The 13,690-nt window shown below is 75.2% G+C and carries 2 protein-coding genes; both read left to right on the top strand.

Annotated elements, in window-relative coordinates; all coding sequences use genetic code 11:
• The first annotated feature begins 79 nt into the window (after positions 1-79).
• Entirely contained in the window at positions 80-13,429 is a 13,350-nt protein-coding gene (locus AMIR_RS25115) for a non-ribosomal peptide synthetase (RefSeq protein ID WP_015803773.1), read from the top strand.
• The gene (locus AMIR_RS25110; protein WP_015803772.1) at positions 13,426-13,620 is read left to right on the top strand and encodes an MbtH family protein; all 195 of its coding nucleotides are present in this window, start codon (positions 13,426-13,428) and stop codon (positions 13,618-13,620) included. The genes AMIR_RS25115 and AMIR_RS25110 overlap by 4 nt, the downstream gene beginning before the upstream one ends.
• Positions 13,621-13,690: the final 70 nt, after the last annotated feature.

The following is a 13,690-nucleotide window of genomic DNA, read 5'->3' as shown; positions in this document are numbered from 1 at the left end:
GGGGGCCGCCGAACCCGGCGCCCCCACCCGCGACGTGCGCCCAGACCTGCGCGGAACCCATTGCGTGGAGGCCCTTCCCATGACGTCGCTGCCGCTCACCGGCGCCCAGGCGGGCGTGTGGCTCGCCCAGCGGATCGAGCCGGACAACCCCGTCTACAGCATCGGCTGGTACCTGGAACTGCGCGGCGAGCTGGACCTCGCCCGCCTGGAAGCGGCCGTGCGGCAGGCGATCGCGGAGGCGGCCGCGCTGCACGTGCGGTTCGACGAGCGGGGGCAGACCCCGGTCGAGCCCAGCGCCGCGGTCACGCACCTGGAGTTCGACTCGCTCGACGCGGCCCGCGCGTGGATGGACGAGGACCTCGGGCAGCTCACCGACCTCGCCGCCGGACCCCTGTTCCACCACGCCTTCCTGCGCCTGGGCGAGAACCACCTGCTGTGGTACCAGCGGTACCACCACCTCGCCGTGGATGCCTACGGCTGCGTGCTGATCATGGCGCGCGCCCGCGAGCTGTACGCCGAGCCCGGCCCGCTGCGCCCCCGCCCGCTGGAGGCGTTCGTCGACGCCCAGCGGGCCTACCTGGACTCCCCGGCGCACGCCGCCGACCGCGCCTACTGGCACGCCAAGACCGCGGACCTGCCCGAGCCCGTGCGGCTCGTCCCCCGCGCCGACGGGCAGGTGCGCGTGGTCAACCGGCTGGTCGCGGAACTGCCCGAGGTCAAGGGCTCCCGCCAGGTCATCGCCGCCGTCGCCGCCTACGCGCACCGGGTCAGCGGCGCGCCCGAGGTCGTCCTCGGCCTTCCGGTGACCGGCCGCCGCGACCCGGTCTCCCGCACCACGCCCGCCATGGCCTCCACCGTGCTGCCGCTGCGGCTGCGCGTCCGCCCGGACAGCACGCCCGCCGACCTCGTCGCCCAGGCCGACGCGCAGGTGCGCGAACTGCTGCCGCACAGCGGGTACCGGGGCGAGGACCTGGCCCGCGAGCTGGGCCTGCGCGACGGCATCGCCGAGCTGGTCGGCCCCACCGTCAACTACCTCGGGTTCGGCGCGGAGACCGGGTTCCCCGGCGTGGACACCGCGTTCCACATGCTCTCCCTCGGGCCGGTCAACGACCTCACCGCCTCGTTCATGCCGTCTACCAGCGGCACCCTGGTGATCTCCTTCGAGGCCAACGCCGCCGTGTGCGACGAGGAGGAGCTGGCCGAGCACCTGCGCCGGTTCCTGCGCGTGCTCGACGCCGACCCGGACCTGCCGATCGCCCGCGTCGACCTCACCGACCCCGACGAGCGCGCCGAGCTGCTCGACCTCGGCACCAGCCCGCGCGAGACCGAGGACACCACCTGGCCCGGCGCGGTCGAGCGGCAGGCCGCGCGCGTCCCGGACGCGATCGCCGTGGTGTGCGAGGACGTCCGGCTCACCTACGCCGAGCTGAACGCCGCCGCCAACCGCAAGGCCCGCGCCCTGCGCGCGCTCGGCGTCGGCCACGAGGACGTCGTCGGCGTGATGCTGCCGCGCTCCGCCGACCTGGTCGTCACCCTGCTCGCGATCATGAAGGCGGGCGCCGCGTACCTGCCGCTCGACCCCGACCACCCGCGCGAGCGCGTCACCGGCATGGTCGCCGACGCGGGCGCGAAGCTGGTGATCACCGAGGACCTCGCCTGGGAGCTGCCGGACGACGGCGGCGACCTCGGGCTGGACATCGCGCTGCACCAGGCCGCCTACGTCATCTACACCTCCGGCTCCACCGGCCGCCCCAAGGGCGTCGTCGTCACGCACGAGGGCGTCGGCAGCCTCATCGCCACCGCCGTCGACCGCATCGGCGTCACCGAGTCCAGCCGCGTCGCCCAGTTCGCGTCGGTCGGCTTCGACGTCGCGGTGTGGGACCTGTGCATGTCCCTCGGCGTCGGCGGGCGCGCGATCGTCGTGCCCTCGCACCGCCGCGTCGCCGGCCCCGAGCTGACCGACTACCTGGCCGAGCACGGCGCCACGCACATGATCCTGCCGCCGTCGCTGGTGGCCGCGCTGCCCGCCGAGTGCGAGCTGCCCGAGGGCGCGGTCCTGGTGGTGGGCACCGAGACCGTGCCGTCCGAGCTGATCGCCCGCTGGGCGCGCCGGATGGGCGTGGTCGCCGCCTACGGCCTCACCGAGGCCACCGTGAACTCCACGCTGTGGCCCGCGCAGCCGGACTGGACCGGGCCGGTGCCGATCGGCGTGCCCGACCCCAACACCCGCTGCTACGTCCTGGACTCCGCGCTGCGGCCGGTCCCGGTCGGCGTGGAGGGCGAGCTGTACGTGGGCGGTCGCGGCCTGGCGCGCGGCTACCACGGCCAGCACGCGCTCACCGCCGCCCGCTTCGTCGCCGATCCCTTCGACGGGCCCGGTTCCCGCATGTACCGCACCGGCGACCGGGTCCGCTGGCGCGCCGACGGCAGCCTGGACTTCCTGGGCCGCGCGGACGGGCAGGTGAAGATCCGGGGCTTCCGGGTCGAGCCCGGCGAGGTCGAGAGCGTGCTCATGGCCCACCCCGGCGTCGCGCAGGCGGCGGTGCGGGTGCGCCGCGACCACCGGGGCGTCAAGCGCCTGGTCGCCTACACCGCAGGCGCCGCCGAGCCCGCGGAGCTGCGCGAGCGGGCCGCCGCGCTGCTGCCCGAGTACATGGTGCCCTCGGTCGTGGTGCCGATGACCGGGCCGCTTCCCCTGACCCCCAACGGGAAGCTCGACGACAAGGCGCTGCCGGACCCGGACTGGACCGCGCTGGGCGGCGACGCCCCGGCCACCACCCCGGCCGAGCACGTGCTGGTCGACGCCTTCACCGCCGTGCTGGGCCTCAAGCCCGGCGTGCACGACAACTTCTTCGAGCTGGGCGGCGACAGCATCGTCGCGATGCAGGTCGTCTCCCGCGCCCGCGCCGCCGGACTGGTGATCACCCCGGCGCAGGTGTTCGAGCACCGCACCCCGGCGAACCTGGCCGCCGCCTCCCGTCCCGTCGGCGCGGTGGCCGACGCGGACGTGGAGCTGCTGCCCGCCGACCTGGTCGCGCAGTTCCCCGGCGACCACGAGGTGCTGCCCGCCTCCCCGCTCCAGCAGGGCTTCTACTTCCACTCCCGCTTCGACGCGGACGACTCCTACCTGGTGCAGGAGGTCCTGTCGCTGGGCCGCGCGGTGCGGCGCGCCGACGTGCAGGGCCTGCTGGACCGGCACCCCGCGCTGCGCGCCGGGTTCGGCCAGGGCGCGCGCGGCGAGGTCGTGCAGCTCGTGCCGCCGCACGTCGAGCTGCCCTGGCACGAGCACCCGGCCGACACCGACCTGGAGCGGGTGCTGGCCGCCGAGCGCGCGGGTGGCTTCGACCTGGAGCACCCGCCGCTGCTGCGCGCCGCCGCCGTCGGCGACAAGCTCGTCCTGACGCTGCACCACATCCTGGTCGACGGCTGGTCGGTCGGCCTGCTGCGCCGCGAGCTGGACGGCGTGCGGGTCGGCGCGCCCGACCACCTCGCCTACCACCGCTGGCTCGCCACCCGCGACGCCGAGGCCGCCCGCGCCGCCTGGCGCGCGGCGCTGTCCGACGTGGACGAACCGACCCGCGTCGTCCCCGACCCCTCGCCCCGGCACGGCCGGCACAGCGCGTTCCTGACCGCCGAGGCCACCGCCGCGCTCACCACCGCCGCCCGCAGGCTCGGCCTGACCACCGGCTCCGTGCTGCACGGCGCCTGGGGCCTGCTGATCGGCGGTCGCACCGGCCGCCGGGACGTGGTGTTCGGCAGCACCGTCGCCGGTCGTCCCGCCGAGGTCGAGGGCATCGAGTCCGCCGTGGGCCTGTTCATCAACACCGTGCCGGTGCGGCAGCGCTGGTCGCCCGCCGACACCCTCGCCCAGGTCCTCACCCGCTTCCAGGACGAGCAGGCCGCGCTGCTGGACCACCAGCACCTCGGCCTCGCCGAGATCCAGCGCGCGGCCGGTCAGGGCGAGCTGTTCGACACGCTCGTCGTGGTCGAGAACTTCCCCGACGTGGTCACCGACGTCGAGGTCCGCGACCGGGTGCACTACCCGCTCGCCCTGATCGCGATCCCCGGCGAGCGCCTGGAGCTGCGGATCAAGCACCGGGTGCCCGACGCCGAGGCGGTCGCGCTCGCCGACCGCCTGGTGCGGCTGCTGGAGGTCTTCGCCGCCGACCCGCACCGGCCGGTGGCCCGCGTCCCGCTCGTCACGCCCGGCGAGGCCGAGTGGCTGGCCGCGCAGACCGGGCAGGCCGTGGTCGTCCCCGAGGGGACCCTGGTCGACCGCATCGCCGCGCGCGTCGCCCAGACCCCGGACGCGGTGGCCGTCGTCTTCGAGGGCTCCACCCTCACCTACGCCGAGCTCGACCGCCGCTCGGCCGCCGTCGCGCGCGGGCTGCGCGAGCGCGGCGCGGGGAAGGTCGTGGGCGTCGCGATCCCGCGCTCGGCGGAACTGGTCGTGGCGCTGCTGGGCGTCCTGCGCTCCGGGGCCGCGTACCTGCCGCTGGACCTGGACTACCCGGCCGACCGGGTCGAGTTCATGCTCGCCGACTCGGGCGCGGACGTGGTGCTGCGCCAGGAGGACTGCCTCGCCGAGGACCCCGCGCCCGGAGCAGGGCTCCCGGACGCCGACCTGCCCGACGCCGACCTGCCCGACGCCGCCCCCGCCCCCGACGACCCGGCCTACCTGATCTACACCTCCGGTTCCACCGGGCGGCCCAAGGGCGTCGTCGTCGCGCACCGCGCCGTCGTGAACCGGTTGGCCTGGATGCAGGACCACTACGGGCTGGCCGCCGACGACCGGGTGCTGCAGAAGACCCCGTCCAGCTTCGACGTGTCGGTCTGGGAGTTCTTCTGGCCGCTGTGCGAGGGCGCGGCGATCGTGCTCGCCCGCCCGGACGGCCACCGCGACCCCGCCTACCTCGCGGACCTGGTGCGGGAGCAGGGGATCACCACGCTGCACTTCGTGCCGTCGATGCTCGCCGCGTTCCTCGGCGTGCCCGAGGTCGCCGACGACCCGGCGTGGGCGCGCAGCCTGCGCCGGGCGTTCAGCAGCGGCGAGGCGCTGACCGGGGACGTCGCGGGCCGCTGGCGCGCGCTCACCGGCGTGCCGCTGCACAACCTGTACGGGCCGACCGAGGCCGCCGTCGACGTCACCTGGTACCCGTTCCGGGGCGAGGCGGACCTGGCCGTGCCGATCGGCTTCCCGGTGTGGAACACCGGTCTGCACGTGCTGGACCCGCTGCTGCGCCAGGTCCCGGCCGGGGTGCCGGGTGAGCTGTACCTCTCGGGCGTGCAGCTCGCCCTCGGCTACCACGGCCGGTTCGCGCTGACCGCGGAGCGGTTCGTGGCCTCCCCGTTCGGCGGGCCGGGGGAGCGGATGTACCGCACCGGCGACCTCGTCGTGCGCCGCGCGGACGGTGCGCTGGTCTACCTGGGCCGCACCGACCGGCAGGTCAAGGTGCGCGGCAACCGCATCGAGCTGGGCGAGGTGGAGGCCGCGCTCGCCGCCCTGCCCGGCGTCACCCGCGCCGCCGTCATCGCGCGGGACAACCAGCTCCTGGGCTACGTCACGCCCGCGACCGCCGACGTGACCGCCCTGCGCGCCGAGCTGGCGCGGGTCCTGCCCGCAGCCATGACCCCGCACGCCCTGATCGCGCTGGCCGGCTTCCCGCTGTCCCCCAGCGGGAAGCTCGACCAGAACGCGCTGCCCGACCCCGCGCGGACCACCGCCGCCGAGCCCGGCAGGGCCGCCGCGACGGAGCGGGAGGAGCTGCTCTGCGGGATCGTCGCCGACGTCCTCGGCCTGCCCGCCGTCGGCCCGGACGACGACTTCTTCGCGCTGGGCGGGGACAGCATCACGTCCATCGCCGTCTCCACCCGCGCCCGCCGCGCCGGGGTGGGGGTCAGCCCGCGCGACGTCTTCGCGCACCGCACGGTCGCCGCGCTGGCCGCGCTGGAGGACGTCGTCGACGCGCGCGCCGACGACCGCCCGCTGCTGGAGCTCACCGACGCCCAGCGCGCCGCGCTGCCCCCGCACGAGGACGCCTGGCCGCTGTCCCCGCTGCAGGAGGGCCTGTTCTTCCACTCCAGCTACGACACGGGCGCGCTCGACGTCTACCTGTCCCAGGAGGTCATGGACTTCACCGGCCGGGTCGACGCCGACCGGCTGCGCGCCGCGGGCGGGCTCCTGCTGCGCCGCAACCCCAGCCTGCGCGCGGGCTTCACCAGCGACGGCGTGCCGCAGCCGGTGCAGTTCATCGCGCCGGACCTGGAGATCCCGCTGCGCGTGGTGGAGATCGGCGGGACCGGGGTGGCCGGTGACGCCGAGGTGCGGGAGCTGCTGGCCGCCGACCGGCGCGAGCGGTTCGACCTCGCCGCGCCGCCGCTGGCCCGGTTCCTGCTGCTGCGCCTGCCGGACGGCCGCGACCGGCTCGTCATCACCCACCACCTGGTGCTGTGGGACGGCTGGTCGGCGTGGCTGTTCCTGGAGCAGCTGCTGGAGCTGCTCCGCGACCCGGACGCGGACCTGGTCGAACCGGGCTCGTACCGGGACTACCTGGTGTGGCTGGCCCGCCAGGACCACGACGCCGCGCTCGGCGCGTGGCGCACCGCCCTGTCGGGCCTCGCCGAGCCGACCCTGGTCGCGCCGGTGGACCGCACCCGCGAACCGGTCATCCCCGCCGAGCTGCACGCCGACCTGCCGGAGGAGCTGACCGACCGGCTGCGGGCCCTGTCCCGCGCCCACGGCGTCACCGCGAACGCCGTGCACAACACCGCGTGGGCGCTCGTGCTGGCCGCCCAGGTCGGCCGGGACGACGTGGTGTTCGGCACCGCCGTCGCCGGGCGCCCCGTCGAGGTCGACGGGGTCGAGAACACCATCGGCATGTTCCTCAACACCATCCCCACCCGCGTCACCGTCGACCCGCGCGAGAGCGTGCTGGACCTGCTGGTCCGGGTGCAGGCCGAGCGCACCGCGCTGATGTCCTACGAGCACGTGGGCCTCGGCGAGATCCAGCGGCAGGCCGGGCACCGGCAGCTGTTCGACACCCTGTTCGTGCTGCGCACCGGCGACGGCGACGACCGCTCCGCCGCGCTGGCCGCCCGGCACGGCGTCACCGGTGTGTCCAACGTGGACGGAACGCACTTCCCGCTCACCCTGATCATCACGCCCGGCCGCACCACGCGGGTCACCCTGGCCTCGCGCCCCGACCTGGTCGACGCCGACCAGGCGCGGGCCGTGCTCGACCGCTACACCACCGTGCTGGAGCGCCTGGTCACCCGGCCGGACGCGCTGCTCGGCGCGATCGACGTGCTGCCCGACGCCGAGCGCGCCGCGCTCGCCGCCGAGTGGGGCGCCAGCGCCAACCCGGTGGTCGACCGCACCATCGCCGAGCTCCTCGCCGAGCAGGCCGGACGCACGCCCGACGAGACCGCGCTGGTGTTCGGCGACCTGCGCCTGACCTACGCCGACCTGCAAGCCCGCGTCGACCGCTTGGCCTCCGTGCTCGTCGCGCAGGGCGCCGGACCGGAGCGGGTGATCGCGCTTGCCCTGCCGCGCGGCGTGGACATGGTCGTCGCGCTGTTCGCCGTGCTGCGCACCGGGGCCGCGTACCTGCCGCTCGACCTGGACCACCCGGCCGACCGGCTGCGCCTGATGATCGCCGACACCGACCCGCTGCGCGTGCTGTCCACCGCGTCGGTCGGCCTCGTCGACGACGCGCTGCTCGTCGAGGACCTGCCGGACGCGCCGGAAGTCCTGGACTGGCCGAGGTTCTCGCTCGACCACCCGGCGTACGTCATCTACACCTCCGGCTCCACCGGCAGGCCCAAGGGCGTCGTCACCCCGTACCGGGGCCTGACGAACATGCAGCTCAACCACCAGCGCGCGATCTTCGCCCCGGCCATCGCCTCGGCGGGCGGTCGGCGGCTGCGGGTGGCCCACACCGTGTCGTTCGCGTTCGACATGTCGTGGGAGGAGCTGCTGTGGCTGGTGGAGGGCCACGAGGTGCACGTGTGCGACGAGGAGTTGCGCCGCGACGCCGCCGCGCTGGTCGCGTACTGCGACGAGCACCGGATCGACGTGGTCAACGTGACCCCGACCTACGCGCAGCTGCTGATCGAGGAGGGCCTGCTGGGCGGGCACGTCCCGCCGCTGGTGCTGCTCGGCGGCGAGGCCGTGCCGGACTCGGTGTGGCAGCGCCTGCGCGACACCCCCGGCACCTTCGGCTACAACCTGTACGGCCCCACCGAGTACACCATCAACACCCTCGGCGCGTCCACTGAGGACAGCGCGACCTCCACCGTGGGCCGGGCGATCTGGAACACCCGCGCCTACGTGCTCGACGCGCGCCTGCGGCCCGTGCCGCCCGGCGCGCCCGGCGAGCTGTACATCGCGGGCATCGGCCTGGCGCGCGGCTACCACGACCGGTTCGGCCTCACCGCGTCCCGCTTCGTCGCCGACCCGTTCTGCGCCGTCCCCCCTGGGGGCTCCGGCGAGCGCATGTACCGCACCGGCGACCTGGTCCGCGCCCGCCCCGACGGGAACCTGGACTTCCTCGGCCGCACCGACGACCAGGTCAAGATCCGGGGCTACCGGGTCGAGCTGGGCGAGGTCACCTCGGCGCTGGCCGCGCTCCCCGGCGTCACCCACGCCGCCGTGGTCGTGGACGCCGGACCGGGCGGGGTGAAGCGGCTCATCGGCTACGCGGTGTCCGAAGTGGACACCGCGGAGCTGCGCGAATCGCTCAAGTACGGCCTGCCCGACTACATGGTGCCCGCCGCCGTCATGGCCGTGGACGCGCTGCCGCTGACCGTCAACGGCAAGCTCGACACCCGCGCCCTGCCCAAGCCCGTCGTCACCGGCGGGGCCGCCTCCCGCGAACCGGCGAACGAGCGCGAGCGCGTGCTGCGCGAGCTGTTCGCCGACCTGCTCGGCGTGCCCGAGGCCGGTGTGGAGGACAGCTTCTTCGACCTCGGCGGGCACTCGCTGCTGGCCACCAGGCTGGTCAGCCGGGCCCGCACCGCGCTCGGCGTCGAGCTGTCGATCCGCGACCTGTTCGACGCCCCCACCCCCGCCCTGCTCGCCGCCCGCGCGAGCGGCGGCGCCCCGGCCAGGCCACCGCTGCGCCCCGCCGACTGGCCGGGCGGGCGGCCCGAGGAGCTGCCGCTCTCCTACGCGCAGCAGCGGCTCTGGCTCATCCAGCAGATGGAGGGCACCTCCGCCGCGTACAACTTCCCGCTGGTCTTCCGGCTGCGCGGCGGGCTGGACGTGGCCGCGCTGCGCGACGCGCTCCGGCTGCTCACCGACCGGCACGAGGCGCTGCGCACGGTCTTCGGCGAGCGCGACGGCGTGCCGTTCCAGCGGGTGCTGACCGACGTCGACCCGGTGTTCCGGAGCGTGGAGGCCACCGAGGCGCAGGCCGCCGACCTGGTCCGCGCCGAGGTGGGCAGGCCGTTCGACCTGGAGCGCGAGCTGCCGGTGCGGGTCACGGTCGCGCGCCTGGCCGACGACGAGCACCTCGTCGTCGTGCTGCTGCACCACATCACGACCGACGAGTGGTCCGACCGGCCGTTCCTGCGCGACCTCGCCGAGTCCTACCGGGCGCTGCGCGCGGGCGACGAGCCCGACCTGCCCGCGTTCCCCGTGCAGTACGCGGACTACGCGCTGTGGCAGCGGGAACTCCTGGACGTCGTCGGCGACGAGCAGCTCGCGCACTGGGAGCGCGCGCTCGCCGGGCTGCCCGAGGAGCTGGAGCTCCCGGTCGACCGGCCGAGGCCCGCGCGCCCGACGTTCCGGGGCGCGGACCTGGAGGTGGAGTTCCCGGCCGAGGTGGTCGCCGGGGTGCGGAAGATCGCCCAGGAGACCGGGGCCAGCGCGTTCATGGTCCTGCAGGCCGCCGTCGCCGCGCTGCTCGGCGCGCTCGGCGCGGGCGACGACATCCCGCTCGGCGCGCCGATCGCCGGGCGCACCGACGAGGCGCTGGACGACCTGGTCGGGTTCTTCGTCAACACCCTGGTGCTGCGCGCGGACCTGACCGGCGACCCGAGCTTCACCGAGCTGGTCGGCCGGGTGCGGGAGACCTCGCTGGCCGCGTTCTCGCACCAGGACGTGCCGTTCGAGGCCGTGGTCGACCGGGTCAACCCGGTCCGCTCGGCCGCCCGCAACCCGCTGTTCCAGGTCATGGTGGGCTACCACAGCCGGGGCGCCGAGCAGTTCGCGCTCGACGGGCTCGCCGTCGAGTGGCAGCCGCACGAGACCGGCACCGCCAAGTTCGACCTGGTGTTCAGCTTCACCGACCGGGCGGGCGGCCCGATCGGCTGCCGCGTCGAGTACGCCACCGACCTGTTCGACGCGACCACCGCGCACCGGCTCGCGCGGCGGCTGACCCGGCTGCTCGCCACCGTCGTCGCCGATCCCGGCGCGCCGGTCGGCGCGGTCGACCTGCTCGCCGACGACGAGCGGCAGCTGGTGCTGCGCGAGTTCAACGACACCGCGCGGGACGTGCCGGAGCTGACGTTCACCGAGCTGTTCGCGCGGGTCGTGGCGCGCAAGCCGGACGAGGTCGCGGTGGTCGACCGGGCCCGCTCGGAGAGCTACGCCCGGCTCGACGCCCGCTCCAACCGGATCGCCCGGCTGCTGGCGGCGCGGGGCGTGCGGCGCGAGTCGGTGGTGGGCGTGGCCGTGCCGAAGTCGGTGGAGATGGTCGCGACCGTGCTCGCCGTGCTCAAGCTCGGCGCCGCCTACCTGCCGCTGGAGCTGTCGAACCCGGCGGACCGGATCGCCTACGTGATCGAGGACTCCGGGGCCGAGCTGGTCGTGGCGACCAGCGAGGTGGTGGTGCCCGGCGACGTGCCCAGGCTGGACCTGGACGCGGTCGCCGACGAGCTGGCGGCGGCCGACGAGTCCACTGTGGACGGTGGTCCGGCCTCGCTCGACTCGGCCATGTACGTCATCTACACCTCCGGCTCCACCGGGCGGCCGAAGGGCGTGGTGGTCCCGCACGAGGGCATCGCCAGCCTCGCGGCCACCGCGATCGACCGGATGGGCCTGACCGAGGACAGCCGGGTGCTCCAGTTCGCCTCGGTCGGCTTCGACGTCGCGGTGTTCGAGCTGACCATGGCGCTGTGCGTCGGCGGCAGGCTCGTGCTCGCGCCGGACGAGGTGCGCGTCGCCGGTCCCGCGCTCACGGACTTCCTGCGGGACAGGCGGATCACGCACATGGTGCTGCCGCCGTCCCTGGTGTCCGCGCTGCCCGCCGACTGCGAGCTGCCCGACGGCTCGACGATCCTGGTCGGCACCGAGACCGTGCCGCCGGACCTGATCGGCCGCTGGGCCGGTCGGCTCAACCTGCTCGCCGCGTACGGGCTCACCGAGGCCACGGTGAACTCCACGCTGTGGCGCGCCGTTCCCGGCTGGGGCGGCGCGGTGCCGATCGGCGTGCCCGACCCGAACACCACCGTGCACGTGCTGGACTCCCGGCTGCGGCCGGTGCCGCCCGGCGTGGTGGGGGAGCTGTACGTGTCCGGGCGCGGGTTGGCGCGCGGCTACCTCGGCCGCCCCGACCTGACCGCGTCCCGGTTCGTGGCCTCGCCGTTCGGCCCGCCCGGCGCGCGGATGTACCGGACCGGCGACCGGGCGCGGTGGCGCGCGGACGGGAACGTGGACTTCCTCGGCCGGGTCGACACCCAGGTCAAGATCCGCGGGTTCCGGGTCGAGCTGGGCGAGGTGGAGGCGGTGCTCGCGGGGGCAGGCGGCGTCGCCCAGTCGGCCGTGGTCGCCGACCGCGAGGGCGAGATCACCAGGCTGGTCGGGTACGTCGTGCCGGTCTCCGGCGAGGTCGAGCTCGACCCGTCCGGGCTGCGGTCGCGCGTCGCGGAACGCCTGCCGGAGCACATGGTCCCGGCCGCCGTGGTCGTCCTGCCCGGCCCGCTCCCGCTGACCCCCAACGGGAAGCTGGACCGGCGCGCGCTGCCGCGCCCGGACTGGTCGGCCCTCGCGGGCGACGACCGGCCGAGCACGCCGGAGCAGAAGGCGGTGGCCGAGCTGTTCGCCGAGGTGCTGGGCGTCTCGCCGGGCGCGCACGACAGCTTCTTCGAGCTGGGCGGGCACTCGATGGCGTCGATGCGGCTGGTCGGGCGCATCCGGGCGGTGTTCGGGGTCGACCTGGCGCTGCGGGACGTGTTCGACTCGCCGACCGTCGCCGGGCTCGCGGGCAGGCTCAGCGGCGCGGTGTCCGAGCGGCCGAGGCTGCGGCGGATCGAGCGGCCGGTGGAGCTGCCGATGTCGGCGGTGCAGCGGGCGAGGTGGGCCACCCGGGACGGGTGGGACCACGCGCTGGCGCTGCACGGGACCTTCGACGCGGGTGCTCTCGCTGCGGCATATGGGGACGTGGTCGCCAGGCACGAGCCGCTGCGGGTCGTGCTGGACGGCCGGGTGCAGCGCCCGGTTCCCGCGCCGGAGCTGGAAACCGTTGTGGTGGGGGAACTCGACGCCGCGCTGGCCGCGTTCGCCCGCGAGGAGGTCGACCTGCTGGCCGGGCCGCCCGCGCGCGCCCGGCTGGTGGTGGCGGGGGAGCGGCAGGCGCTGCTGCTGACCATGCACTACCTGGCCGTGGACGAGTGGTCGGTGGTCCCGCTGGTCCGGGACCTGGTTCAGGCTTACCGGGCAAGGGTTTCCGGTGACGTGCCGCAGTGGTCGGAGCTGCCGGTCGGGTACGCGGACTACGCGCTGTGGTCGGCCGAGGTCGCGGAGGTGGTGGGGGAGCGGCAGCGGGCGTTCTGGCGCGACGCGCTCCGCGACCTGCCGAGGCTCGAACTCCCTTACGCCGGAACGGCTCCCGGTCCCCGCTACGCGGCCGACGTGGTGCCGTTCGAGCTGCCCGCCTCGCTGCACGAGGCGATCGGCGCGGTGGCGTCGGCGACCGGGACGAGCCTGTTCATGGTGGTGCAGGCGGCGTTGGCGGTGGTGCTGTCCGAGCACGGCGCGGACGTGCCGATCGGCGCGCTGGTGGCCGGGCGGACCGAGGAGGCGCTGGCCGACGTGGTCGGGTCGTTCTTCACGCCCGTGGTGCTGCGCACCGACGTGGCCGGGTCGCCGACCAGGGCGGAGCTGCTGGCGCGGGTGCGGGAGGCGGACCTGGCGGCGTTCGACCACGCCGACGTGCTGCCCGGCGCGGACCCGCAGGTCGTGGTCGTGCACCACGAGCGGGCGGCGCTCGGCGGCGAGCTGGGCGAGCTGGTCGCGGTGCCGACCGGGAGCACGACGGCGGAGCTGACGCTCAGCTTCTACGAGCCCAGGGGCGGCGGACCCGTGCCCTGCTATCTGGTGTACGCGGTGGACCTGTTCGAGCGGGCCACGGTGGAGCGGTGGGCCGAGCGGTTGCGCGCCGAGCTGGACGCGCTGGTCGGCGACCTTGACGGGAGGATCGACTCATGAGCAATCCGTTCGACGACGCCGAGGGCGTCTTCCACGTGCTGGTGAACGCGGAGGGGCAGCACTCGCTGTGGCCGGCGTTCGCGGAGGTGCCGGGGGGGTGGGACCCGGTGTTCGGGCCGGATGGGCGCGAGGCGTGCGTGGCGTACGTGGAGAAGAACTGGACCGACCTGCGGCCGGTCAGCCTGCGGTGAGGTCCTCGGGTGGTCGGGGGCGCCTCTCGGCGTCCCCGGCTGCTTCGTCTTGCTTCGTTTTGCTTCGTTT

Source organism: Actinosynnema mirum DSM 43827 (genome assembly GCF_000023245.1).
Lineage (GTDB): Bacteria > Actinomycetota > Actinomycetes > Mycobacteriales > Pseudonocardiaceae > Actinosynnema > Actinosynnema mirum.
Note: the sequence above shows the minus strand (reverse complement) of the source record. Positions and strands in the feature narration are given on the sequence as shown.